The organism is Kribbella sp. NBC_01245 (assembly GCF_036226525.1).
In the GTDB taxonomy this organism is placed as follows: Bacteria; Actinomycetota; Actinomycetes; order Propionibacteriales; family Kribbellaceae; genus Kribbella.
The window spans coordinates 8483011-8506347 of record NZ_CP108487.1 but is presented as its reverse complement, the minus strand read 5'-3'; the positions used below and the strand labels follow the sequence as shown (position 1 = coordinate 8506347).

The window sequence follows — 23337 nt, the reverse complement described above, 5'->3', positions numbered from 1 at the left end:
CCGCTGAGGACGACTGAGTGGAGAACGACGTGGTGGTCCAGGCCTACATCCTGATCCAGACCGAGGTCGGCAAGGCGGCCGACGTGGCGCAGCAGATCGCCGAGGTACAGGGCGTGACCCTGGCCGAGGACGTCACCGGTCCGTACGACGTGATCGTGCGAGCCGAGGCCCGCAACGTCGACGAACTCGGCAAGCTGGTGGTGGCCCGGGTCCAGAACGTTCCCGGTATCACCCGCACGCTGACCTGCCCGGTAGTGCACATCTGACGGTGCGCCGTTCGCTACCGGCCCTGGGCCTGTCGCTGCCGCTCCTCCTCGGCGCGGCCGCGTGCAGTCCAGGGCCGGTCGGCATCGCCGTCCCGTCGCCCGCGCCCGAGGTCGCGACCGCCTGCGCCGCGCTGATCAGCGCCCTGCCCGACCGCATCACCGAGGGCGAACGCCGCAAGACCGACCCCGTCAGCCCGCTGACCACGGCGTACGGCGATCCCCCGATCGAGCTCACCTGCGGCGTCTCCCCACCCGTCGGCATGACCGAAGCCGCCTCCCAGTGCTTCGAAGTCAACGGCGTCGGCTGGTTCGCCCAAGAGGCCCCCAACGGCGTCATCTTCACCACCATCGGCCGCAAGCTCTATCTCGAAATGGCCGTCCCCAACGCCTACTCCCCCGAAGCCAACGTCCTCACCGACGTCGCCGACCCCATCAAGACCCACAACCCTGTCATCACCCCCTGCACCTAGCCCGCCGGCCCGAGGGTGGGCAGCGTGCCCCGCCTCACGTCACTCATCCGCGACGACTTCCCTATGGCGACTGCGGCTCGCTTGCCACTTGCTTCGCTTCCTGAGCTGCGCCGGTGCCGCTGACTGGATTGATCTGCTGGCCACGTGCACTCCACGACCTCCGATCGCCGCATCGACCTCAGCCAACGGCCAGCTGTCCACGGCTGCATCCGCGGCCGCGTCCTCGACTGCTCGAGTCCCCGTATGGTCGACCACGAACCGGGCGCCCTCGGGACTGGTCCACGTATAGGTGCCTTCTGCCAGTACGGCGTAGCTCCAGCCGCCGTGGGTCTTCAGCCGGTGGTGGTATCGGCAGCATGGCGCGAGGTTCGCGGTATTGGTCTGCCCTGGCGGGCCGTCCTTGTCGTATGGCACGACGTGGTCGAGGTCCATCGAATGAGTTGCTCGCCTGTTGCACCACGGAAAGACGCAGTACAGGTCCCGCATCAACACGCGTTCGCGGATGCGTGCCGGGATCTCATACCGGTCGACGCTGACTCGTTCCCGCTGGTCGATGACGGGTTTGAGCACGACCTTGTCATGGCCCAGGACTTCCTTGAGCAGTGAAGCCAGCACCGGCCCAACCCCTTCGACCCTCATCACCCCAGCCCCCTTGCCGCTCCCGTAGCCCCCGTAGCTCTCGTTGCCCCCGTAGCCCCTGTATTCCCCGGTGCCCCCGTCGCTCTCGTCGCTCCCGCAGTCCCCGGTGCTCCCCTCGCTCTCGTTGCTCCCGTAGTCCCCGGTGCTCCCGTAGGGCCCGGTGCTCCCGTCGACGTCGTTGCTTCCGGCGGGCCGTTCATGGCGGGCAAGTGCGGTCAGGTCCTCGGCGCTCAGGTGCACCTTGACCTCCACCCGAGCCGCCCCACCGCCCGCTCGGGCCACCTCATCGGTGCGAGCACGGTCCTTGATCTCGGCCAACAGGCGGCTCAAGGAGCCTCGCCGGAACTCATCGCCATCCCAGACCGCATCGAACGCCGCGCCTTCAGCCACAGGCAGCCGGCCCGCCAACGGCACCTCCCGCAGCGGCACGCCCGGCAGCAGGCCGCCGGGCCACAGTGGAACGCCAGGCAACGGTCCGTCCGGCGACGGGTATCCGTCTGGCGGCGGGTATCCGTCTGCCGCCAGGTCGTCTGGTGGTGGCGGTTGGTCGACTGGTGGTGGTTCGTCCAGCCCGCGCTGTTCGGGATCCGGGATGTAGGACTGGTCCCATCCCTCCGCAGCCAATTGCCAACCCGCGTCCCCAAGCCGCCGCTCCTCCGGGGCCACCTCCTTCGGGGCCGCCTTGTCCCGGGCCGCCGTCGGGGCCACCTTGCCCGCATGACCGGCCATCTTGTCCGCATGACCGGCCATCTTGTCCGCATGACCGACCATCTTGTCCGCATGACCGACCATCTTGTCCGCATGACCGGCCGCCTTGGCCGGGGCCACTGTCTCCGGGGCCACCTTGTCGGCATGACCGGCCGGCCCGCCGGTCTGATCGCCGGACTGGGATCCGGCTAACCAGAACCCGGCTGAGCCGGTGTCGGTCGCGTGGCTGGCTGGGGTGGGTGCCGGATCGGCGGTGGGGTTCGTGGCACACGCGGCGCTGGCTGTTGGATGCCCGGTCGTGGTCGTGGTTGTGGTTGTGGTTGTGGTTGTGGAGGGGTTGTCAGCTGGGTGGGGTGGGTTGGTGGCGAGGTGGCGGGCGGCGTGGAGGAGTTTGATGGCGTCGGCGGGGTCGGCTAGCCAGCCGATCGCTTTGGCGCGGCGCCGATCCACCGAGTCGGTGTCGCCGAGCACTTTCAACGCGTCGGCCAGTGCCTGGATGGTCGCGTCGACTCGGATCACGTCGCCGGTCGCGGCCCGCACGAACAAGGTGTTGGTGCCCAGGGAGTCGGATCGGCCCACCCAGACACCGCGTGAGCGGGCCATTTCTTCGGCCTGGGCCTGGGCACGGTCGGGGTCGGCGCGCCACATCGCCGCGTCCACGATGCTTTTCAGCCGGTCCGGGCCGACCCGGTTGATGATCTTTTCCACCGCGGCATCCACCATCGCGACGGCTTCCAGCGACAAGGCCGCGGTGGCACGGGCGATCCGGCAGGCCCGCCACGCCCGTGCCTCACCGGCCAGCACCCGGGCCCACACCCGCGGCAGCCGGTGCCGCAACCCCAGCGCGTCACTCAGCAGGCCCGCCGCCGCCACCGACGACATCTCCAGCACCACGCCCAGGTCCGCGGCCACGAACTCACCCACCTCCGGACAGCCCTCACCGCCATACACCGTCAACCGCTCCCTGCCCGGCAACCCCTCAACCGGGCCACCGCCACCAGCTGCCGTCGACGGCCGCGCCTCGGCATGACCGTCAGCGAAAGCGACAGCCCCCTCGAGAATGCGCACCTCCATCCGATCGCGGCCCAAGCGGAACTCGCCCAGCGCGGACAACTGCTCCGCGGGGCTGAGCTCACTCAGGTCGATGTCGAACATGTGCTCGATTATAGTCGAGCACATGTTCGAGTCAAAACCCGAAAGGCGTTATCCACAAGGCAATTTCAGCTCTGATATCAGCATCGAAAACACGTACCTTCTCTGCGCCAACCCAACTCGGGAGCTTCCCCGGAGCGACTGACGAGGTTGGTGTCGGTGGTTGCCGTGAGCCACTGACCCCTGGGCCCCGGACCACCGAGCCGGGGCCCACGCGCAGCACGGAAGGTGGCAGCAACGAAGGGCCGCGAATGAACGAAACGAGGCGAACGGATGAGGCGAGGAAAGTATGAAAAGGGAGCTAGCGCAGGCCGGTTGGGCGGGTCAGGGCGAGGGTGATGAGGCGGTCGACCAGTTCGGTGTAGTCGATGCCGCTTGCCGCCCAGACACGCGGGAACATGGACTGCGGGGTGAAGCCGGGCATGGTGTTGATCTCGTTGACGATCACGCGGTTCGCGGCGTCGAGGAAGAAGTCGACCCGGGCGAGGCCTTCGCACTCGATCGCGTCGAAGGCGATCAGAGCCTTGGCGCGGATCTCCTCGGCGATCGCGGGCGGCAGGTCGGCCGGCACGCTGAGGGTGGTGAACTGCTCGCCCTCCGGGAGGTACTTGGTCTCGAAGTCGTAGAAGTCGTGCCCACCGCCCTGCACCACGATTTCGGCGCAGACGCTGACATCGGCAGGCTCACCGTCGACCCGGCCGAGGATGCCGACCTCGATCTCGCGCGGGCGGGTGGCCGACGCTTCGACGATCACCTTCGGGTCGTGCCGCTGGGCCACGGCGACGGCGTCATCCAGCTCGTCCGGGCCGTTGACCTTGCTCACGCCGAGGCTGGAACCACCGCGAGCGGGCTTCACGAACACCGGGTAGCCGAGTTTGCCGACGGCCTCGCGACGGGACTGGGCGTCCCGCTGCCAATCGCGGGCACGGATGACGACGTACGGCGTGACCTCCAGTCCGGCGGCCTCGAAGATGACCTTCATGTAGTGCTTGTCCATGCCGACGGCGCTCGCGAGTACGCCCGCGCCGACATACCGCATGTCCGCCATCTCGAACATGCCCTGGATCGTGCCGTCCTCGCCCCACGGACCGTGCAGCAGCGGGAAGATCACGTCCATCTCGCCAAGGGTCTGCGGGACCTGGTCCGCCTCGCTGACGACCAACTCGCGATTGCTACCGAACAACACCGGCGCCGCGGCGATGTCGACCGTCGGCAGCCGGCCATCGGTCAGGGCGAGATGGGCCGGATCGGAGCTTTCGAGCACCCACTGGCCCTCGGTGCTGATGCCGATCGGGACCACGTCGTACTTGTCGCGATCGATCACCCGGAGCACGTTGGCCGCAGTGATACAGGAGATCGCGTGCTCACTCGATCGGCCGCCGAAAACGATGGCGACTCGGGGCTTGCGGGGTTCTTCTGTGGTCTGACTCACCAAACCGACCCTAGCGGCCGAGGTGATCCGCACACTCGCGCCCTTGGATCACCGGGTTATTCGAGGAGCTGGATCGCCTGGGCGGGGCAGTGGAGTGCGGCGTCGCGGGTGGCGTCGTGCTGGTCGGGGTCGGGCTCCTTGAGGATGAAGGCGACGCCGTCGAAGTCGCGCTGGTCGAAGACCCCCGGCGCCGCGAGCACGCATTGGCCCGCTCCGACACAGCCGTCTTGGTCGATGGTCACATCCACGGTCTTCTCCTTCGTCCGGTCGTGCGGCGCGTCATCGCGGGTCGTCCCAGGTGACCGGCAGGGCCTTCACGCCGTACACAAGGGTGTTGTGCTTGAAGTCGATCTCCTCGAACGGCACGGCCAGTCGCAGCGTCGGAATCCGCCGGTAGAGCCGGGTGAAGACCTCCTGCAGTTCGACCCGCGCGAGTTGTTGCCCAAGGCACTGATGCGGCCCGAACCCGAAGGCCAGATGAGTGGACGCCCGCCGGCTCAGGTCGACCTGGTCGGCGGCGGGATAGACCGACTCGTCGCGATTGCCCGCCGACAACGCCGCGATCAGGAACTCGCCCGCCTTGAGCTGCTCCGACGCGAGCTCCATGTCCTCGGTGACCTGACGGAATACGCCGAACTGGACCACCGAGAGGTACCGCAGCAGTTCCTCCGTGGCGGTGGGAGCGAGCTCCGGGTGCTCCTGGAGAACCTTGAGCTGGTCGGGATTGCGCAACAACACCAGAGTGCTGAGGGCGATCATGTTCGCGGTGGTCTCGTGGCCGGCGATCAGCAGCGTGATGCCGATCGAGACCAGTTCCTCCATCGACAACGGGCGTTCGGTGCTGTTGGCCCGCTCGATCAGACGCGACAGCAGATCGTCGGCAGGCTGCTCGAGCTTCGCCATCACGAGACCGGCCATGTACTGCTGCATCTCGGCCGCGACGGCCTCGGCTTCCGGCAGCGGTACGTCGACGGCGACGAGCTGAGCGCTCTGACGCTGGAACACGTCGCGGTCCGCGTACGGCACACCGAGCAGTTCGCAGATCACCAGAGACGGGATCGGCAGGGCGAAGTCGCGGACCAGGTCGACCGGTCGCGGGCTCGCGAGCAGGGCGTCGATATGCACGTCGATGATCTGCTGGATCCGCGGCCGGAGGGCTTCGATCCGCTTCACGGTGAACTCGGTGGTGAGCAGCCGCCGCAGCCGGGTGTGCTCGGCGCCGTCGAGGTTGAGGATCGAGCCGGCGTCGACCTCGCGATCGAGGTCGGCATCTTCGACGACGTGGTCCGAGGGTGCGAGCCGAGAGCTCAGCCGTCGGTCGCGCAACACCGTCCGCAGGTCGTCGTAGCGACTGACCATCCACGCGTCGACGCCGGCCGGAGTCGAGACCTTCGTCAGCGGCGCCTCTTCGCGCAGTGCCGCATAGGCGGAGGCCGGGTCGAACGGACACCCGGTCGGGCGCCCAAGAGGAAAGGGCGGATGCGGGGAGGCGGGCGTTTCGGTCATTGGCGGGCTCCTTGGCTGGAAGGCCTGGGTGACGAAATCAGGTTGTCACTATGAAATGGTAGTGACTTCCATATGATTGATGCTGCCAGACGGCATGTCGCCGCACAACTGGAGCCCGGATGCGGCTGGAGGGATGGGAGGCCGGTGTAACCTGCCCACACGTCAAGGCCTGAAGGAGGTTCTGGATGGGACTGCGGGAGCTCAAACGCGAGCGCACGCGCCAGCTCATCTCCGACAAGGCCTTCGAGCTGTTCATCGACCATGGATTCGGGCGTACGACGGTCGAGCAGATCGCGGCCGCGGCCGAGGTGGGGCCGAGCACGCTCTATCGGTATTACCCGACCAAAGAGCGGTTGGTGCTGGAGTTCGTCGAGCAGTGCCTGTTCACGGCGCTCGACGAGATGCGCGACGGGGATCCCGGGGTGCCGTTGGAGAAGGCGCTGGGGCAGCTGGTCAGCCGGGCACTTGGCGATCTCGAGGCCCAACCGGCTCGAACTCGGGCGATCTACGAGTTGGCCGAGGACCATCCCTCGTTGAGCGCGCACCTGGCCGACCTGGTCTGGCGCTGGCGCGACGAGCTCGCGGCCGAGATCGCGAAGCGCCTCGAGAACCGCACGCCACTGGTCGCAGCGCTCACGGCCGCGGTGACGATCGACCTGATCGAGATGGTCGTGCAGACCTGGGTCGACCAGCCCGGCCCGAGTCCGACTCTCGCCGAGATCGCCACCGAGGCACTCTCGCTGCTCGCGAACGGCGAACTCCCCCTGCCCTGCCGCATCGAGCCCTAGGTTTGTTTTGGGGTCAGCGAGCTAGCAGGATGCTGACATGACTGACGAACTGGATCCTGCGAGCTTGCTGGTGCATGGCGGTCGGCCGGCGGTTGAGGCCGATGCGGCGCTCAGTGGGCCGGTTGTGTTCAGTTCGACGTACGTCGCCGGAGGGCCGACGGGGTACGGGCGGTTCGGGAATCCGGCCTGGACGGCGTTCGAGGACGTGCTTGGTGAGCTCGAGGGTGGGCAAGCGCTGGTGCTGGCCTCGGGCATGGCTGCGTGCGCGGTGGTGATCGACCTGGTGCCGGTCGGTGGCAAGGTCGTGGCGCCTGAGCATGCGTACAACGGCGTGACGGGCTTGCTGAAGCAGCAGGCCGAGACGGGCCGGATCACCCTCGAGCTGGTCGATATCGCCGATACGGATGCCGTCGTCGCAGCCTTGCCCGGCGCCGCGTTGCTGTGGGCAGAGTCGCCGACCAACCCGGCGATGGAGGTGGCCGACCTGCCGGCGATTTGTGCCGCCGCCAATGCCGAAGGCGTGCTGGTTGCCGTTGACAACACGTTCGCGACTCCCCTGTTGCAGCGGCCGCTCGCGTTGGGCGCGGACATCGTGGTCCATTCCGTGACGAAGTACCTCGCCGGGCATTCCGACGTACTGCTCGGGGCTGTGGTGACTCGGGATCAGGCGACGTACGACGCGTTGGCACTGCGCCGCAAGACGCAAGGGGCGATCGCCGGGCCGATGGAGGTTTGGCTCGCGCTGCGGGGCATGCGGACGTTGGCGCTGAGGATGGAGAAGGCGCAGGCGAACGCGCAGTACCTGGCAGAGCGGTTGCAGGCGCATCCGAAGATCTCGCGCGTTCGCTACCCAGGGCTGGCGGATGATCCTGGGCATGAGCGGGCGGCCAAGCAGATGCAGGGGTTCGGCGCCATCATCGCGATCGAGGTGGCGGGTGGTGCCGAGGAGGCCCAGCGGGTGGCGGAATCGACGCGGCTCTGGATCCACGCGACCAGCCTGGGCGGCGTCGAGTCCATGCTGGAACGACGCCGCCGCTGGGCGTCCGAGCCCGTGACGATCCCGGACAACCTGATCCGGTTGTCCGTGGGCATCGAGCATGCCGAGGACCTCTGGAAAGACCTGCAGCAGGCCCTCGGCTAAAGCCCTACTTGTCGGTGGCGAAGGCGGCGTCGAACGAGGCTTCCGGCTGGTCGAAGGCGAGCGAGCGAACCAGTTGGACCGCCTCAGCCGCACCGACGAGCCGGTCCATGCCCGCGTCCTCCCACTCGATCGAGATCGGGCCGTCGTAGCCGATCGAGTTCAGGACGCGGAAGCAGTCCTCCCAGTGCACATCGCCGTGCCCGGTCGAGACGAAGTCCCAGCCGCGGCGCGGGTCGCCCCAGGGCAGGTGCGAGCCCATCCGGCCGTTGCGTCCGCCGCCCATCCGCTTGCGGGTGTCCTTGCAGTCCACGTGGTAGATCCGGTCCTTGAAGTCCCAGAGGAACCCGACCGGGTCGATGTCCTGCCAGACCATGTGGCTCGGGTCCCAGTTCAACCCGAAGGCCTCGCGATGCCCGATGGCCTCCAGGGTCGCGACGGTGGTCCAGTAGTCGTACGCGATCTCGCCCGGGTGCACTTCATGGGCGAAGCGCACGCCGACCTCGTCGAAGACGTCCAGAATCGGGTTCCACCGATCGGCGAAGTCCTTGTAGCCGGCTTCGATCCGCGCGGCCGGTACGGGTGGGAACATCGCGACGTACTGCCAGATCGACGAGCCGGTGAAGCCGATGACGGTCTTCACGCCGAGCTTGGCCGCGGCCCGGGCGGTGTCGGCGAGTTCGGCCGCCGCGCGCTGCCGTACGCCCTCCGGCTCTCCGTCGCCCCAGACGCGTGAGGGCAGGATCGCCTCGTGCCGGAAGTCGATCGGGTCGTCGCAGACGGCCTGTCCGACCAGGTGGTTCGAGATGGCCCAGACCTGCAGGCCGTGCCGCTCGAGGATCTCCTTGCGGCCGGCGATGTACGTGTCGTCGGACAGCGCCTGCTGAACATCGAAGTGGTCGCCGGAACAGGCGATCTCGACACCGTCGTAGCCCCATTCGGAGGCGAGCCGGCAGACCTCCTCGAACGGCAGGTCGGCCCACTGACCGGTGAACAGGGTGATCGGGCGTGGCATCAGCTGACTCCTCGAGAGGTAACGGTGGTCCAAGCGCCGTCGGCCGCGGCCGAGCGCAGTACGGCGTCCACGACCTCCGCCGAGCGAAGGCCGTCGGCGAAAACGGGTAGGCCGTCGGGCGCGGACCCGGAAGAAACGGCCGCATAGGTGTCGGCGACGAACGAGTTGAAGGCGTCCTGATAGCCCTGGGCATGTCCGGCCGGCATCCGGTTGACCCGCAGGGCCTCCGGGCTCAACGTCCCAGGGTCACGCACCAGGACCGAGCTCGCGTCGCGGCGGCCCTGCCAGAGCCGGTCCGGGTCTTCCTGGTCGAAGCCGAAGCTCGACTCGGTTCCGGAGACCTCGAGGTACAACCGGTTCTTCCGGCCGGCCGCGACCTGGCTGATCACGATGGTGCCGAGTACGCCGGATGCCGTCCGGAACTGGGCCGTCGCGAGATCCTCGGTCCGTACGGCGACCCCGCCGCGTTCCGCCAGCAAGGTGCGGGTCAACGCGCTGACGGCGACGAGGCGATCCCCGGTGACGAACTCGGCCAGATCGCACCAGTGCGAGCCGATGTCGGCAAACGCGCGCGAAGGTCCTCCGGCCTGGTCATCCACACGCCAGTTGTCGTCGTCCGCACTGGCCAACCAGTCCTGCAGGTAGCTGCCGTGGACCGTACTGATCGTCCCGGCCTCTCCCGCCGCGAGTCGGGCCCGCATCTCCCGAACCATCGGGTGGTACCGGTAGACGAACGGCACGCTGGCGACGCGACCCGCAGCCGCCTCGACCAGGTCTGCCGCGTCTGAGACCGACGTGGCGAGCGGCTTCTCGCAGATGACGTGTTTGTCCGCCTTGAGCGCTTGAAGCGTCACCGGCAGGTGCCGGTTGTTCGGCGTACAGACGTGGATCAGGTCGACGTCGGCGGCTAGGAGGGCGTCCAGGTCGGCATAGCCCTTCAGAGCGCCTGTAGACGCCGCTGCGGCGTCTGCGCGGTCCGGTGAGGACCCGACTGCCCCCACGATCTGTGCGCCCGCGACACGAGCCGCATGGGAATGCACCTGGCCCATGAATCCGCCGCCGACAATGCCGATCCGCAGAGCGTTGGTCATGACGTGGACGCTAGGCGGGACTTTTGTCGCCTGTCAAGCAGAAGTCTGCCCACTGAAGCACTAAAGTGCCGGTATGACGACCAGCCCGCTGCTGGCCCCGGGCACGGGACCGCTGCTGCGACTGCTGCTCGACGGCCGCCCGCGAACCAGGGCCGAGCTGATCGAGCTGTCCGGCCTGGCCCGCTCCACGGTGGCCGGCCGGATCGACGCGCTGCTGGCGAGCGGCCTGGTGGTCCAGTCGGGGGAAGCGTCCTCGACCGGCGGACGCCCACCGGCCCGGTTCGCCTTCAACCCCGGCGCCCGGGTGATCCTGGCCATCGACGTCGGCGCCAGCCACCTGACCGTCGCACTCACCGATCTGGCCGGCACGATCCTCGACAGCGTCACCACCGCACAGCGCATCGACCAAGGACCCGAGGGCATCCTGGGCCGGGCCGTCCGTGAAGCGCGCAAGCTGCTGAAAGGCCACGCTCCCCTGGCCGGCACCGGTATAGGTCTACCCGGTCCGGTCGAGCACGAGACCGGCCGGCCGAACCATCCGCCGATCATGCCCGGCTGGGACGGCTACGACGTAGTGGGACGGCTAGAGAAGGATCTAGGCCAGCCGGTGCTCGTCGACAACGACGTGAACCTCATGGCCCTTGGCGAGCACACCAGCCACTACGCCGACGTAGACCATCTCCTGTTCGTCAAGGTCGCCACTGGCATCGGTGCCGGGGTGATCAGCGGCGGCCGGCTGCAACGAGGCGCCCAGGGCGCAGCGGGCGACCTCGGCCATGTGCAGACCCCTGGCGGGCATCACGTCGTCTGCCGCTGTGGCAATACCGGATGCCTCGAAGCCATCGCGAGCGCGGCAGCGATCGCGATGGATCTACGTGAGCAGGGAGTCCAAGTCACCAGCAGCCAGGACATCGTCGACCAAGTGCGCGCCGGAAATGCCGCAGCGACCCGCGCGGTCAGGCAGGCCGGGCGCGAGCTCGGCACTGTGCTCGCCACCTGCGTCAGCCTGCTCAACCCGTCGGTCATCGTCATCGGCGGCTCTCTCGCCCAAGCCGGCGAAAGCCTCCTGGCCGGCGTACGGGAGAACATCTACGCCAGGTCGTTGCCACTGGCTACGACCACGCTGCGCGTCACCACTTCGGAGACGAGCGACGCCGCCCTCAAAGGCGCCGCCGCTCTAGTCCTCCAGCAACTCCTCGACCGCGACTAGCCCCAACGCTCGGACTTGGCAGACCGCGAGATCAGACTGAACAGCATGTCCTTGGGAGTCATCTCCCCCGAAACCACGCGAGTGACATGCTCCGCGATCGGCATCTCGACATCGTGGTGATGCGCAAGCTCCGTGATCGACGAGCACGACTTCACACCCTCAGCCACTTGCCGAGTAGCGCCGGCGATCTCCGCGACAGTCATCCCCTGCCCGAGCTTCTCGCCGAACGTCCGGTTCCGCGACAACGGCGACGAGCAAGTCGCCACCAGATCCCCCAACCCGGCCAACCCGGAGAAGGTGTGCTCGTCCGCCCCCAACGCCCGCCCAAGCCGCGCCGTCTCGACCAACCCACGCGTGATCACCGAAGCGCGCGCGTTATCCCCAAAGCCCAGTCCGACCGCCATACCAACCGCCAGCGCGATCACGTTCTTGGTCGCACCACCAAGCTCGCACCCCACCACGTCGTTGTTCGTATAGGGCCGGAACGTCGGCGAATGGCAAAGCTTCTGCAACCGGGCCGCCGTACCCTCGTCCGTGCAGGCCACCACGCTGGCCGCGGGCTGTCCCTCGGCGATCTCGCGCGCCAGGTTCGGCCCGGAGACGACGGCGATCCGCTCGGGCCCGGCGCCGGTCAACTCCGCGATCACTTCGCTCATCCGCTTGGTGGTGCCGACCTCGACACCCTTCATCAAACTCACCAGCGGTACGGCGGAGGGCAGCACGCCTGCCCAGTCGCGCAGGTTGTCCCGCAACGACTGGCTCGGCACGGCCAGCACGATCGCCTCGGCCCCGGCAGCGGCGGCCGCCGGGTCATGGGTGGCAGTGATCGAATCGGGTAACCGGATGCCGGGCAGGTAGTCGGTGTTCTCGTGCCGCGCGTTGATCGTCTCGCACAGCGCCTCCCGACGTCCCCAGATCGACACCTGATTACCGGCCTGGGCCAGCACGGTCGCGAACGCCGTACCCCACGAGCCGGCCCCGAACACCGCCACTTTGGTCATACCTGCCCCTCACCTTCCTCACGAGCCTGACGAGCCTTGTCTTCACGAGCCTGACGAGCGTCGTACAACTGGGCCGGCGGGGTCTCGCCGCGCAACTCGCCCAGCTCGAGCGCGACCCGGTCCATGATCACGGTTGTTGCCTTCTGCAACAGGTCGGAGGTGATCGGCTGCCCCTCGAACGCGCTCAGGTCGACCGGCTTGCCTGCCTTGACCCGCATGGTCTTGCGCGGCAGCAACCGGACGGCGTGCGAACCATAACTGGCGAACACCTCCTGAGCGCCCCAGTTCGCGATCGGGATCACCGGGCAACCGGTCATCAACGCGATCCGGGCGGCGCCGGTCTTGCCCGTCATCGGCCACAACTGCGGGTCGCGGGTGATCGTGCCCTCGGGATAGACGCCGACACATTCGCCTTGCTCGACCGCAGCGACGGCGGCCCGGAAGGCGTCAGCGGCCTCGGCGGACCCGCGATAGACCGGGATCTGGCCGGCGCTGGTGATGATGCGCCCGGCGATCGGCAGTTTGAACAGGGACGCCTTGCCGAGCAGGCGCGGGATCCGCCGGCACTCGTAGACGAAGAACCCGACCGCGAACGGATCGAAGTGGGAGATGTGGTTGGTCACGAAGACCATGCCGCCCGTGCGCGGTACGTTCTCCATCCCACGCCAGTCGCGCTTGGTCCAGAGCAGCATGAACGGCTTGACCAGCACTACCACCAGGCCGAACCAGAACCCTGTGCGCGGTCTGCGCTCCACTGCTGCCTCCTGGCGGTCGTGCGAACCTTCGGTCATGGGAGAATCCTGCCTGATGGCAGACGTACAGGTCGCTTCCTGGACCCTCGTGCTCCCGGTGAAGCGTTTGACGATCGCGAAGAGCCGACTTGCTGACGCCTACCCTCAGCACCGTCCTGAGTTCGCGCTGGCCTTTGCCGTCGACACTACTGCGGCAGCCCTGGCTACGCCGATGGTCCACGGCGTAGTGGTCGTGACCGACGATCCGACCGTTGCGGCGGCCGTAACCGCCCTAGGCGCAAGGGTAGAGCCAGATCGGCCGGACCTTGGGCTTAACGAGGCGCTGGCGCATGGAGCCGCTGTGGCCGCCAAAGAAGGCACTGGCGTTGCGGCGATGTCTGCCGATCTCCCCGCGCTACGGCCGGCTGAACTGACGTCAGTCCTCGCAGCCTGCGGGATAGGCCGAAGCTTCGTTATCGACTTACCAGGCACGGGTACGACGCTGTTAGCGGCTGGCCCGGGCGTCGAACTGGATCCACGCTTCGGGGTCGGATCCGCGCTCGCGCACCAGGCGTCGGGCGCCGTACCCATTGATCATCCCGGCATCATCTCGGTTCGCCGCGACGTCGATACGGCGGCAGACCTCGCGCACGCCGTACAGCTTGGACTAGGTCCGCAAACGGCTGAGGTGATGTCGTTGGTGCTCGGAGCGGCCACCGGCTCCGAAGGCCTGGCATGCTGAACTCATGCAAGCCACTGTGAGCCGGTACGACGCGGAGACGGGTGCGGGCGCCGTACTGACGGACAACGGGATCGAGCTGTCCTTCGGGCCGGAAAGCCTTACGACAACGCCGGTCCGGCTGTTGCGCATCGGCCAGCGAGTGCGGCTGGAGACGTCCGGCGAGGGCGCGAGCCTCGCTATTACGTCCGTCCGCTTCATAACCCTGCCCTAGAAAAACGCTCTGAGTACGGCGAAAGCCGGTCGCCCCCGGATTGGGGAGACCGGCCTTCGCAAAGGTGCTTCAGTGCAGGTGGTGCGAAGGATCAGCGAGCGGTGCGCTTCGCGGGAGCCTTCTTGGCCGGAGCCTTCTTGGCGGGTGCCTTCTTGGCAACCGTCTTCTTGGCAACGGTCTTCGCCGGAGCCTTCTTGGCAACGGTCTTGGTGGCGGCGGCCTTGGCCGGAGCCTTCTTGGCAGCCGTCTTGGCGGGAGCCTTCTTGGCAACCGTCTTGGTGGCGGCGGCCTTGGCCGGAGCCTTCTTGGCGGCGGTCTTGGTCGCAGCGGCCTTCGCCGGTGCGGCCTTGGTGGCGGCGGCCTTGGTGGCGGTCGCGGCCGGCTTCGGAGCAACCAGCTTCGGCAGCTTCTTCGCACCGGAAACAACGGCCTTCAGCTCGGCGCCGGCCCGGAACTTCGGGACCACCGTCTTCTTGGCGCGCTTGGTCTCGCCGGTCCGCGGGTTGCGAACCATGCGAGCGCCGCGCTCGATCGCCTCAAAGGCGCCGAACCCGGTGATGGCGACCTTGCCACCCTTCTTCGTCAACTCGCGCTGGACGGTGTCGATCACCGACTCCAAGGCGTGCTGGGCGGAACGGCGGTTTCCGTCGAAGTGCACTGCGAGCGCTTCGACCAACTGACTCTTGTTCACTGCTTCCCTCCGTGAACGTAGGTGTCGAGCACCGCGCTCGATCTTCAGGGAACGTTATGGACCTTTCACGCCCTGTACAAACACCCACGCGGCACTTTTCTTGTATTTCATGGCATTTCGCCGATTCTGGTGCCCGGAAGGGGTGATTTTTCCCTTCTGAGCAACGAACCGGCGACCATGGGTGAGGACTCAGCGCCGGCGGCCGCGCACTTTGCGAACCCCGGTTCGCGTCGTGTCGAGGCCGCGAGTCACCGCGTTATCCCCCTTGCGGGCCCGAATCGTGTCGCTCGCCTTGCCCAGTAGCCAGTCCAGCAAAGGCACACCGACCGCGAGGATCAGCCACATCAGCAACCGCTTACGCAGGAACAACCACATCGCCGGAGCCCCTTTCGCTTCTGTTGCTGCTGACCTTAATACCCAGGGCCAACAACCTCCCCGGCCTACAACCAACCACGCCGCTTGAAGACCTGATGCAAAGTTACGCAGACCAGGCCCATCAGCGCTACGGCGAAGGGATATCCGTAGGTCCAGTCCCGTTCCGGCATCACGTCGAAGTTCATGCCATAGACCGTGCCGATCAACGTCGGCGCGAACAGGATCGCCGCCCACGCTGAGATCTTCTTCACCTCTTCGTTCTGGCTGTTGCTCGCGACGGTGAGGCTCTTCATCTCCTCGTTCTGCTTCTGCGCGACCAAAGTGGCGTTCACGGTCAGGATGTCGCGCAGCAGTTCGCGGAAGGCGTCGACCTTCTCCACCACCTGGGTGACGTGGTCGGCGACATCTCGCAGCGAGCGCTGCAGTTCCTCGTCCACCTTGTACTTGTCGAAGCCCTTGCGTAGTTGCTCGAGGATTCCGATCAGCGGCCGGGTCGCGCGCTGGAACTCGATCACCTCGCGGGACAACTCGTAGATGCGCCGCGACACCTTCGGATCGCCACGGAACACCTCGGTCTCGATCTCGTCGATGTCGTTCTCGAGACCGGCGACGACCGGCGCATACCCGTCGACGACCTTGTCCATGATCGCGTAGAGAACCGCCTCGGTGCCGCGCAGCAGCAGCTCGGGATCGCGTTCCACCCGGCGCCGTACGGCGGCAAGGTTCGGCGCCTCGGCATGGCGAACCGTCACGACGAAGTCCGGCCCGACGAACAAGTGCACCTCGCCGAACTCGACCTCCTCGGTCTCGTCCCGATAGCGAGCAGCCTTCAGTACGACGAACAGGGTGTCGCCGTACCGCTCGAGCTTCGGCCGCTGGTGGGCCTGGATGGCGTCCTCGATGGCCAGCTCGTGCAGGTCGAACTCCTGCGCCAGCGAGGCGAGTTCGCGCCTGTCCGGGCGATACAGGCCGATCCAGGCCAGACTGCCGGGCGTCTCGTGCAAACCCTGGTACGTCTCGGCCAACGTGGCCGGTGACGCGACCCGGCAACCACCGGAGTAGATCGCACTGTCGACCACGCTGTGCCCCTTGGGCAACGGCTTCTTCGCGGGCTCAACCACCGGTTCGGGCTGGGCCGGAACGCCACTGGCATAACGGCGCGCGGCGGCGCGAAGGGAAGGGGTACGGCCGAAGGCACGAAGCGTGCGCAGGCGCAGGTCGGACATGGCAGTCCTCCAGGTCTGAAGGCGAGACGGGTGAAGTGGGCGACCATCTGCCCGACCCCGTGGCAGGTCACAGCACTGCCACTGAAAAGCGCCTCGGGCCACCGGCATGCGCGAAGGCACACCGATGGCCCGACCTGGACGAAGGAGAAGTCAGCGCGTCAAGGTCGAGCGAGATCGGTATGTCTGGAGGGATCGCTGCTCATGAGCGCCTCACCTCCCAATCTCGAACGCCTTGTAAAGACGTAGCCTGACAACCGCCATAGCCTAACACCGAAGCTATGACGCGGATGTTACGCGATTATGGCCCCTATGCCTTGGCCGGCAGGGTGGCCGGCTTGAAGGACGGACGCGACGCTTCGTACGTCGTGATGTCGGCCTCGTTGGACAAGGTGATGCCGACATCGTCGAGGCCGTTGAGCAGGCGGTAGCGGGTGTAGTCATCGATCTCGAACGGCGCGACCAGATCGCCCGCGGTGATCGTCTTCTGCTCGAGGTCGATGGTGACGGGCGTCGTCGGATCGCCCTCGATCACCTTCCAGAGCTGCTCGACCGCCTCCTGCTCGACGAGTGCCGCGAGCAGACCGGCCTTACCCGAGTTGCCCTTGAAGATATCGGCGAACCGCGACGAGATGACGACCTTGAACCCGTAGTCCATCAGGGCCCAGACCGCGTGCTCCCGGGATGACCCGGTGCCGAAGTCCTCGCCCGCGACGAGGACCGAGACGCCGGCGTACTCCGGCTGGTTCAGCACGAAGGCCGGGTCGTTGCGCCAGGCCGAGAACAGCCCGTCCTCGAAGCCCGTCCGGGTGACGCGTTTGAGGTAGACGGCCGGGATGATCTGGTCGGTGTCGACGTTGCTGCGCCGCAGCGGTGCCGCCGTACCGGTGTGAACGGTGAAGGCTTCCATGACTTCTTCCTCGATCTCAGACGTTCTGCGGGACGGCTACGTCGATGGGCTCCAGGTCCGCCGGGGCGGACAGGGTGCCGGTGACGGCGGTGGCGGCGGCGACCAACGGCGATACCAGGTGGGTACGACCGCCCTTACCCTGCCGGCCCTCGAAGTTGCGGTTGGAGGTGGACGCGCTGCGCTCCCCCGGCGCGAGCTGGTCCGGGTTCATGCCCAGGCACATCGAGCAACCCGCACCACGCCATTCGGCGCCCGCGTCCTTGAAGATCACGTCCAGGCCCTCGGACTCGGCCTGCAACCGGACCCGGCCCGAACCCGGCACCACCAGCATTCGGGTGCCCTCGGCAACCTTCCGCCCGGCCAGCACGCCGGCTGCGGCACGAAGGTCCTCGATCCGGCCGTTGGTGCAGGAACCGAGGAAGACGGTGTCGACGTGGACCTCGCGCATCGGTGTACCGGCGGTGAGGCCCATGTACTCCAGGGCGCGCTCGGCCGCGATCTTGTCGCCTTCGCTGTCGAAGTCGTCCGGCGACGGCACGTTCGCCGACAGCGGCACGCCCTGGCCCGGGTTCGTACCCCAGGTGACGAAGGGGGCGACGTCCTCGGCGCGTAGCACGACCTCGCGGTCGAAGGTGGCATCGGCGTCGGTGGCCAGGCCGTTCCAGTACTCGACGGCGGCGTCCCAGTCCGCGCCCTGCGGGGCATGCGGCTTGTCCTTCAGGTACGCGTAGGTGGTCTCGTCCGGCGCGATCATGCCGGCCTTCGCACCCCACTCGATCGACATGTTGCAGATCGTCATCCGGGCTTCCATCGAGAGCGCGCGAATCGCCTCGCCGCGGTACTCCACGATGTAGCCCTGGCCGCCGCCCGTACCTACCTGGGCGATCAACGACAGCACCAGGTCCTTGGCGGAAACACCGTCGGGCAGCACGCCATCTACGGTCACCGCCATCGTCTTGGGACGGGCCTGCATCAGGGTCTGAGTGGCGAGCACGTGCTCGACCTCACTCGTGCCGATACCGAAGGCGATCGCGCCGAACGCGCCGTGGGTCGACGTGTGGCTGTCACCGCAGACCACGGTCATGCCCGGCTGGGTCAGCCCGAGCTGCGGGCCGATCACGTGCACGACGCCCTGGTCGGGATCGCCCAGCGTGTGGATCCGGATGCCGAACTCGGCCGCGTTCTTCCGCAGGGTGTCGACCTGGGTCTTCGAGACCGGGTCCGCGATCGGCTTGTCCACGTCGTACGTCGGGACGTTGTGGTCCTCGGTCGCGATGGTCAGGTCCGGGCGGCGGACCTGGCGGCCGGCCAGCCGCAGCCCGTCGAAGGCCTGCGGGCTCGTGACCTCGTGCACCAGGTGGAGGTCGATGTAAAGGAGGTCGGGCTCTCCGTCGGCATGGCGCACGACATGCGCGTCCCAGACCTTCTCCGACAACGTCCGACCCATCAGACTGCTCCCTACGATGATTGTTGAGGTGGCTGCGACTTGACTGCTGGGTTAACCCCAGATAGCCACAGTGCTCCCGTGCCGCCTCGTCTGGCGACTTGCGTTCCACGATTCGAGACGGCAATATCGTCTCATGGACAACTCTAGCGGAGTCGGCGTTCTCGACAAAGCAGCTCTCGTGCTGTCCGCACTCGAGTCCGGACCGGCGACCCTGGCCGGACTCGTAGCGGCTACCGGACTCGCCCGCCCCACCGCCCATCGTCTCGCGGTCGCCCTCGAGCATCACCGGCTCGTCGGCCGCGACATGCAGGGGCGTTTCGTGCTCGGTCCGCGGCTCAGCGAGCTCGCCTCGGCGGCCGGCGAGGACCGGCTGCTCGCGACCGCCGGCCCGGTGCTGGCCAGGCTCCGCGACATCACCGGCGAATCGGCGCAGCTGTTCCGCCGCCAAGGTGAATACCGGGTCTGTGTGGCTGCCGCCGAGCGCCCGTCGGGTCTGCGCGACACCGTGCCGGTCGGCAGCCAGCTCACGATGGCCGCGGGATCCGCCGCTCAAATACTGCTTGCCTGGGAGGACCCGGAGCGCATGCACCGCGGCCTCCACAACGCCACCTTCAACGCGGCGGCGCTGGCCGGCGTACGACGTCGTGGCTGGGCGCACAGCGTGGGCGAACGCGAACAAGGCGTCGCCTCCGTCTCGGCGCCAGTCCGCTCCCCCTCCGGCAAGGTCATCGCGGCCGTCTCGGTCTCGGGCCCGATCGAGCGCCTCTCCCGCCAACCTGGCCGCATGCACGCCCCCGCCGTCATGGCCGCCGCGGAACGCCTCTCCGAAGCCCTCCGCCGCGCCTCCGAATAACGCCCGCACGCAAAAGCCCCGGCACACCACAGTTGGCGCGCCGGGGCTTTTTTGGGTGAGCCCGGGAAAAGCCGAAAGGCCTCCACCGGGGTGGAGGCCTTTCGGTTTCTCTGGTAGCCCCGACGGGATTCGAACCCGCGCTACCGCCTTGAGAGGGCGGCGTGCTAGGCCGCTACACAACGGGGCCAGAGGTTTGTTTTCCGGCCTTTGCGGGCCTTCCAACGAGGTTGGACTCTATCTAATTTCCAGCGATCTAGTCCAATCGCTGGGGTACTAGGACTCGAACCTAGACTAACTGGACCAGAACCAGTCGGGCTGCCAATTACCCCATACCCCAAAGCTTTTTACTGCTTTTTTACTACGATCGTGAGAGCTTCTTACTTCTTTTTCCGCCCTCACAACCTGGCGCGTTGAGCCTACCCGACCAGGGGCCCCGGCAGCAAAACGGGGTGCCCCTGGCCCGGTGTCACTCCTGTCACACGGGTTTCGCCAACGGCGGCGCGGGCACTCGCGCCGTCGTCTGCAGGTCCAGCTTGCGGGCGATCCACAGGCCGACGGCGGCGAACAACGCGAACTTCGCGATGTCGACCGCGACCAACGACCAAGGCGCGTCGGTGATGCCGAGGCTCTCGGTCACCGAGTCCGTCATCGCCGCGAAGATGAACGTGATGATGTTGTTGACCGCATGCACCGCGATGGCGGCCTCCAGACCACCTGTGCGGACCACCAGCACACCGGCCAGCACACCAAAGGCGAACCGGTCGAAGAACAGCGGCAGGCTCTCCCACGGCCACACACCATGGAACAGCGTGAAGATCAGCGCGGTCAGCAGGATCGGGACGATCGGGTTGCGCATGATCGACCCGAAGGCCTGCAACAGGTAGCCGCGGAAGAAGTACTCCTCCCCCGCTGCCTGGAACGTGGACGTGAGCAACACCACGACGATGATGGCCGTCGCGTCGTCCGCCTTGCCGCTGACCTCGGTGGCGAGCTCGACCGGCAGCAGCATCGAGACGCCGAGCATCGCGACCTCGACCACCGTCGCCGCGATCAGAAAGATCCCCAGCGGCCGCCACCGCAGGCCCGGCCTCAGCGACGACAACAGCCCGTGCGGCTGCTGATGCAGGAACTTCGCCATGCCCAGGCTCAGCGGGATCAACGCGGCCAGCGACAGGTTCGTCGCGAGCAGCATCTCCCAGCCCACCTTCTCGACCGCCTCCGGCCTGATCGCCTGGATCGGCAGCAGGCAGATCAGCGTGGCGATGATCCAGCCGCAGAGGATCGCGAGCGTGCCGAGAAACGGCCGCCAGACGGCGAACCAGACGTTCCGCATCTGCCGGTGATACGGCTGCGGATCACCCGGTACGACGTCCTGCGCGGGGTATGCGTTGTAGGCCATGACTCAGTCCGTACTGAGGCCCTCGCGGGCCTGGTCGAGCCGGCCGAGCGAGATCTCCCGTCCGAGCAGTTCCATCGACTCGAACAAGGGCGGCGAGATCCGGCGCCCGGAGATGGCCAGCCGGACCGGGCCGAAGGCGTTCTTCGCCTTGAGCCTGAGGCCTTCCACCAGGGCCGAGCGCAGTGCCTGCTCGATCGCCTCGGTGGTCCACTCGGGCAGGTCGGCCAGAGCCTTCGACGCGGCCTCGAGCACCGCACCCGACTCGGGCGTCAGCACCTTGGCCGCGGCGTCCGGGTCGATCCGGAATTCGTCGGCCGGAATGAACAGGAAGCCGAGCATGTCGACCGACTCGGACAGCGTGTTCATCCGCTCCTGCACCAACGGCGTCGCCGCGGTCAGCAAGCTCAACTGCTCGTCGGTCGGCTCGGCCGCGATCAGGCCTTCCTTCGCGAGGAACGGTACGACGCGCTCCGCGAACACCGCGGGCGGCAGCAACCGCATGTGCGCGGCGTTGATCGCCTCACACTTCTTCGGGTCGAAGCGGGCCGCGTTCGCGTTCACCTTGCGGATGTCGAACGCCGCGATCATCTCGTCCATCGTGAAGACGTCGCGGTCGTCGGCGATCGACCAGCCGAGCAGGGCCAGGTAGTTCAGCAGGCCCTCGGGCAGGAAGCCGCGCTCCATGTACTCCCCGAGGCCGGAGCCCGGGTCGCGCTTGGACAGCTTCTTGTTGCCCTCGCCCATCACGAAGGGCAGATGCCCGAACCGGGGCGCGACACCGTTGCCGATGCCAATCTCGCCGAGCGCCTCGTACAGGGCGATCTGACGAGGCGTGGACGACAGCAGGTCCTCACCACGCAGCACGTGGGTGATGTTCATCAACGCGTCGTCCACCGGGTTCACCAGCGGGTAGAGCGGGTGGCCGTTGGCCCGGACCAGGACGTAGTCGCCGAGGTTCTCCGGGAGGAACGTGATCTCCCCGCGGACCAGGTCCGTGAAGGTGATCGGCCGGTCCGGCATCCGCAGGCGGAGCACCGGACGACGCCCGGCATCGACGTACTCCTTGGTCTGCTCAGCGGTGAGCGCGCGGCAGTGTCCGTCGTACCCGCTGTGCTGGCCCGCCGTACGCGCGGCCTCGCGACGCTGCTCGAGCTCCTCCTGCGAGCAGTAGCAGTGGTACGCCTTGCCGGCGTCGAGGAGCTTGGCCGAGATCTCGCTGTAGATGGCGAAGCGCTCTGACTGCAGGTACGGCCCGTACTCGCCGCCGACCTCGGGCCCCTCGTCCCAATGGAGGCCGAGCCAGCGCAGCGACTCCAGCGTGTAGGCGAGCGCCTCCGGGGTGTTGCGCGCCGCGTCGGTGTCCTCGATGCGCAGCACCAGCTTGCCACCGTAGTGGTGCGCGAAAGCCCAGTTGAACAAGGCGCTGCGGATATTGCCGACGGTCAGCAGACCGGTCGGCGAGGGTGGGAACCGAACCCTGACCTGGTTCGGTTCGAGTCCGCCCAGGACGTCATCGTCGGTCGGGGCAGGCCTTTCAGTCACGCGTGATCACCTTGTTCGTCAGGGTTCCGATTCCTTCGATGCTGACCGAGACCTCGTCGCCGGGCAGCATCGGACCGACACCCGCGGGGGTGCCGGTGAGGACCACGTCGCCGGGAAGCAACGTGGTGAAAGAGGTGATGTAGGCCAGCACCTCGGGAATGTCGAAGATGAACTGCGAGGTCCGGCCGTCCTGCCTGATCTCGCCGTTCAGGGTGGTGGTGACCCGCACGTCGCTCACGTCCAGCTCCGTGGTGATCCACGGGCCGAGCGGGCAGAACGTGTCGAAGCCCTTCGCCCGGGCCCACTGGCCGTCCGACTTCTGCAGGTCGCGGGCGGTCACGTCATTGGCCACGGTGTAACCGAAGATGACCTCGTTCACCCGCTCCTTTGGCACGTCGCGGCAGATCCGGCCGATCACGATCGCCAGCTCGCCCTCGAAGTGCACCTCGTTCGTCTGCTCGGGGTAGACGATGCCGTCGCGCGGGCCGATCACCGAGGTGTTCGGCTTGAGGAAGATCAACGGCTCGGTGGGTACGTCGTTGCCGAGCTCGGCGGCATGCGCGGCGTAGTTCCGGCCGACGCAGACCACCTTGCTGCGCGGGATGACCGGGGCCAGCAGGCGCACATCGGCCAGCGGCAACCGCTCGCCGGTGAACTGCACCGGGCGGTAGAGCGGGTCCGAGTCGAGCAGGGCGACCGTGCCCTCCAGACCGTCCGGGTCGTCGGTCTCGACGATGCCGTACTTCGGTTCGTCGTCGACGGAGAATCGAGCGATACGCACGGGTGAGCTGCCTCTA

General features: G+C 67.3%; 24 protein-coding genes and 2 tRNA genes. 8 read left to right on the top strand and 18 right to left on the bottom strand.

Annotated features, from left to right (window positions below; all coding sequences use genetic code 11):
- Positions 1–29 precede the first annotated feature (29 nt).
- The gene (locus tag OG394_RS39165) at positions 30–266 is read left to right on the top strand and encodes an Lrp/AsnC family transcriptional regulator (protein WP_433023411.1); all 237 of its coding nucleotides are present in this window, start codon (positions 30–32) and stop codon (positions 264–266) included.
- A 2-nt stretch (positions 267–268) separates the two neighbouring features.
- A complete protein-coding gene (locus OG394_RS39160) occupies positions 269–736 on the top strand; it encodes a DUF3515 domain-containing protein (RefSeq protein WP_328992419.1) in 468 nt (155 codons plus the stop codon).
- Positions 737–775: 39 nt separating this feature from the next.
- Here the strand turns inward: OG394_RS39160 and OG394_RS39155 are convergent, their stop codons facing one another.
- The 4 genes from OG394_RS39155 to OG394_RS39140 form a co-directional block, all read right to left on the bottom strand.
- Complete coding sequence (locus tag OG394_RS39155) at positions 776–3238, bottom strand: HNH endonuclease signature motif containing protein (RefSeq protein ID WP_328992418.1); 2463 nt, start codon at positions 3236–3238, stop codon at positions 776–778.
- 298 nt (positions 3239–3536) lie between these two features.
- Positions 3537–4670, bottom strand: a complete 1134-nt coding sequence (locus OG394_RS39150; RefSeq protein WP_442914320.1) for a D-alanine--D-alanine ligase family protein — start codon at positions 4668–4670, stop codon at positions 3537–3539.
- Positions 4671–4723: 53 nt separating this feature from the next.
- Complete coding sequence (locus tag OG394_RS39145; protein WP_328992415.1) at positions 4724–4915, bottom strand: ferredoxin; 192 nt, start codon at positions 4913–4915, stop codon at positions 4724–4726.
- Positions 4916–4946: 31 nt separating this feature from the next.
- On the bottom strand, positions 4947–6173 hold the full coding sequence (locus OG394_RS39140; protein ID WP_328992414.1) for a cytochrome P450: 1227 nt from the start codon (positions 6171–6173) through the stop codon (positions 4947–4949).
- A 185-nt stretch (positions 6174–6358) separates the two neighbouring features.
- Here OG394_RS39140 and OG394_RS39135 point away from each other — a divergent pair, with 185 nt between their 5' ends.
- Together OG394_RS39135 and OG394_RS39130 are read left to right on the top strand one after the other, a co-directional pair.
- Complete coding sequence (locus OG394_RS39135; RefSeq protein WP_328992413.1) at positions 6359–6961, top strand: TetR/AcrR family transcriptional regulator; 603 nt, start codon at positions 6359–6361, stop codon at positions 6959–6961.
- Between the two features lie 37 nt (positions 6962–6998).
- On the top strand, positions 6999–8102 hold the full coding sequence (locus tag OG394_RS39130; RefSeq protein WP_328992412.1) for a trans-sulfuration enzyme family protein: 1104 nt from the start codon (positions 6999–7001) through the stop codon (positions 8100–8102).
- A 4-nt stretch (positions 8103–8106) separates the two neighbouring features.
- Here OG394_RS39130 and OG394_RS39125 read toward each other — a convergent pair whose 3' ends face one another.
- Both OG394_RS39125 and OG394_RS39120 read right to left on the bottom strand, forming a co-directional pair.
- Positions 8107–9114 (bottom strand): sugar phosphate isomerase/epimerase family protein, encoded by a 1008-nt coding sequence (locus tag OG394_RS39125; protein ID WP_328992411.1) that lies wholly within the window; start codon positions 9112–9114, stop codon positions 8107–8109.
- The gene (locus tag OG394_RS39120; RefSeq protein ID WP_328992409.1) at positions 9114–10205 is read right to left on the bottom strand and encodes a Gfo/Idh/MocA family protein; all 1092 of its coding nucleotides are present in this window, start codon (positions 10203–10205) and stop codon (positions 9114–9116) included. The genes OG394_RS39125 and OG394_RS39120 overlap by 1 nt, the downstream gene beginning before the upstream one ends.
- Positions 10206–10278: 73 nt before the next feature.
- On the opposite strand from OG394_RS39120, the gene OG394_RS39115 reads away from it, so the two are divergent.
- Positions 10279–11415, top strand: a complete 1137-nt coding sequence (locus OG394_RS39115) for an ROK family protein (RefSeq protein ID WP_328992408.1) — start codon at positions 10279–10281, stop codon at positions 11413–11415.
- Here OG394_RS39115 and OG394_RS39110 read toward each other — a convergent pair.
- Both OG394_RS39110 and OG394_RS39105 read right to left on the bottom strand, forming a co-directional pair.
- A complete protein-coding gene (locus OG394_RS39110) occupies positions 11412–12416 on the bottom strand; it encodes an NAD(P)H-dependent glycerol-3-phosphate dehydrogenase (protein WP_328992407.1) in 1005 nt (334 codons plus the stop codon). The genes OG394_RS39115 and OG394_RS39110 overlap by 4 nt on opposite strands.
- Positions 12413–13207: a lysophospholipid acyltransferase family protein gene (locus OG394_RS39105; protein ID WP_328992406.1), complete on the bottom strand. Its 795-nt coding sequence runs from the start codon at positions 13205–13207 to the stop codon at positions 12413–12415. Before OG394_RS39105 ends, OG394_RS39110 begins: the two co-directional genes overlap by 4 nt.
- Between OG394_RS39105 and cofC the strand changes: the two genes are divergently transcribed.
- Both cofC and OG394_RS39095 read left to right on the top strand, forming a co-directional pair.
- Positions 13206–13889, top strand: a complete 684-nt coding sequence (gene cofC, locus OG394_RS39100) for a 2-phospho-L-lactate guanylyltransferase (protein WP_328992405.1) — start codon at positions 13206–13208, stop codon at positions 13887–13889. The two genes, OG394_RS39105 and cofC, sit on opposite strands and share 2 nt — an antisense overlap.
- A gap of 4 nt (positions 13890–13893) precedes the next feature.
- Complete coding sequence (locus OG394_RS39095) at positions 13894–14100, top strand: hypothetical protein (RefSeq protein ID WP_328992404.1); 207 nt, start codon at positions 13894–13896, stop codon at positions 14098–14100.
- 91 nt (positions 14101–14191) lie between these two features.
- Here OG394_RS39095 and OG394_RS39090 read toward each other — a convergent pair whose 3' ends face one another.
- The 5 genes from OG394_RS39090 to leuC form a co-directional block, all read right to left on the bottom strand.
- A complete protein-coding gene (locus tag OG394_RS39090; protein WP_328992403.1) occupies positions 14192–14791 on the bottom strand; it encodes an HU family DNA-binding protein in 600 nt (199 codons plus the stop codon).
- 189 nt (positions 14792–14980) lie between these two features.
- Positions 14981–15166 (bottom strand): hypothetical protein, encoded by a 186-nt coding sequence (locus OG394_RS39085; RefSeq protein ID WP_328992402.1) that lies wholly within the window; start codon positions 15164–15166, stop codon positions 14981–14983.
- A 65-nt stretch (positions 15167–15231) separates the two neighbouring features.
- Positions 15232–16392 carry a magnesium/cobalt transporter CorA gene (corA, locus tag OG394_RS39080; RefSeq protein ID WP_328992401.1) on the bottom strand — a complete coding sequence of 387 codons (1161 nt, stop codon included), beginning with the start codon at positions 16390–16392 and terminating at the stop codon, positions 15232–15234.
- A 307-nt stretch (positions 16393–16699) separates the two neighbouring features.
- Entirely contained in the window at positions 16700–17299 is a 600-nt protein-coding gene (leuD, locus tag OG394_RS39075; RefSeq protein ID WP_328992400.1) for a 3-isopropylmalate dehydratase small subunit, read from the bottom strand.
- Positions 17300–17315: 16 nt separating this feature from the next.
- A complete protein-coding gene (leuC, locus tag OG394_RS39070) occupies positions 17316–18746 on the bottom strand; it encodes a 3-isopropylmalate dehydratase large subunit (RefSeq protein WP_328992398.1) in 1431 nt (476 codons plus the stop codon).
- Between the two features lie 133 nt (positions 18747–18879).
- On the opposite strand from leuC, the gene OG394_RS39065 reads away from it, so the two are divergent.
- On the top strand, positions 18880–19599 hold the full coding sequence (locus tag OG394_RS39065; RefSeq protein WP_012922430.1) for an IclR family transcriptional regulator: 720 nt from the start codon (positions 18880–18882) through the stop codon (positions 19597–19599).
- A 111-nt stretch (positions 19600–19710) separates the two neighbouring features.
- Here OG394_RS39065 and OG394_RS39060 read toward each other — a convergent pair.
- The 5 genes from OG394_RS39060 to OG394_RS39040 all read right to left on the bottom strand — a co-directional run bounded on the left by OG394_RS39060 (position 19711) and on the right by OG394_RS39040 (position 23321).
- Positions 19711–19786, bottom strand: a tRNA-Glu gene (locus OG394_RS39060).
- A 78-nt stretch (positions 19787–19864) separates the two neighbouring features.
- Positions 19865–19936: transfer RNA gene (locus tag OG394_RS39055), tRNA-Gln, on the bottom strand.
- 138 nt (positions 19937–20074) lie between these two features.
- Positions 20075–20998 (bottom strand): CPBP family intramembrane glutamic endopeptidase, encoded by a 924-nt coding sequence (locus OG394_RS39050; RefSeq protein ID WP_328992394.1) that lies wholly within the window; start codon positions 20996–20998, stop codon positions 20075–20077.
- A gap of 3 nt (positions 20999–21001) precedes the next feature.
- A complete protein-coding gene (gltX, locus tag OG394_RS39045; RefSeq protein WP_328992393.1) occupies positions 21002–22540 on the bottom strand; it encodes a glutamate--tRNA ligase in 1539 nt (512 codons plus the stop codon).
- The gene (locus OG394_RS39040) at positions 22533–23321 is read right to left on the bottom strand and encodes a fumarylacetoacetate hydrolase family protein (RefSeq protein ID WP_328992392.1); all 789 of its coding nucleotides are present in this window, start codon (positions 23319–23321) and stop codon (positions 22533–22535) included. The genes gltX and OG394_RS39040 overlap by 8 nt, the downstream gene beginning before the upstream one ends.
- Between the last annotated feature and the right edge of the window lie 16 nt (positions 23322–23337).

What these genes read in the sequence shown, in the direction of transcription:
- OG394_RS39115 (WP_328992408.1), top strand. Translation starts at nt 10,279, where the DNA reads ATGACGACCAGCCCGCTGCTGGCCCCGGGCACGGGACCGCTGCTGCGA.
- OG394_RS39095 (WP_328992404.1), top strand. Translation starts at nt 13,894, where the DNA reads ATGCAAGCCACTGTGAGCCGGTACGACGCGGAGACGGGTGCGGGCGCC.
- OG394_RS39130 (WP_328992412.1), top strand. Translation starts at nt 6,999, where the DNA reads ATGACTGACGAACTGGATCCTGCGAGCTTGCTGGTGCATGGCGGTCGG.
- OG394_RS39105 (WP_328992406.1), bottom strand. Translation starts at nt 13,207, where the DNA reads ATGACCGAAGGTTCGCACGACCGCCAGGAGGCAGCAGTGGAGCGCAGA.
- OG394_RS39085 (WP_328992402.1), bottom strand. Translation starts at nt 15,166, where the DNA reads ATGTGGTTGTTCCTGCGTAAGCGGTTGCTGATGTGGCTGATCCTCGCG.
- OG394_RS39125 (WP_328992411.1), bottom strand. Translation starts at nt 9,114, where the DNA reads ATGCCACGCCCGATCACCCTGTTCACCGGTCAGTGGGCCGACCTGCCG.
- OG394_RS39050 (WP_328992394.1), bottom strand. Translation starts at nt 20,998, where the DNA reads ATGGCCTACAACGCATACCCCGCGCAGGACGTCGTACCGGGTGATCCG.
- OG394_RS39135 (WP_328992413.1), top strand. Translation starts at nt 6,359, where the DNA reads ATGGGACTGCGGGAGCTCAAACGCGAGCGCACGCGCCAGCTCATCTCC.
- cofC (WP_328992405.1), top strand. Translation starts at nt 13,206, where the DNA reads ATGGGAGAATCCTGCCTGATGGCAGACGTACAGGTCGCTTCCTGGACC.
- leuC (WP_328992398.1), bottom strand. Translation starts at nt 18,746, where the DNA reads ATGGGTCGGACGTTGTCGGAGAAGGTCTGGGACGCGCATGTCGTGCGC.
- leuD (WP_328992400.1), bottom strand. Translation starts at nt 17,299, where the DNA reads ATGGAAGCCTTCACCGTTCACACCGGTACGGCGGCACCGCTGCGGCGC.
- OG394_RS39120 (WP_328992409.1), bottom strand. Translation starts at nt 10,205, where the DNA reads ATGACCAACGCTCTGCGGATCGGCATTGTCGGCGGCGGATTCATGGGC.
- OG394_RS39110 (WP_328992407.1), bottom strand. Translation starts at nt 12,416, where the DNA reads ATGACCAAAGTGGCGGTGTTCGGGGCCGGCTCGTGGGGTACGGCGTTC.
- OG394_RS39155 (WP_328992418.1), bottom strand. Translation starts at nt 3,238, where the DNA reads ATGTTCGACATCGACCTGAGTGAGCTCAGCCCCGCGGAGCAGTTGTCC.
- corA (WP_328992401.1), bottom strand. Translation starts at nt 16,392, where the DNA reads ATGTCCGACCTGCGCCTGCGCACGCTTCGTGCCTTCGGCCGTACCCCT.
- OG394_RS39065 (WP_012922430.1), top strand. Translation starts at nt 18,880, where the DNA reads ATGGACAACTCTAGCGGAGTCGGCGTTCTCGACAAAGCAGCTCTCGTG.
- OG394_RS39140 (WP_328992414.1), bottom strand. Translation starts at nt 6,173, where the DNA reads ATGACCGAAACGCCCGCCTCCCCGCATCCGCCCTTTCCTCTTGGGCGC.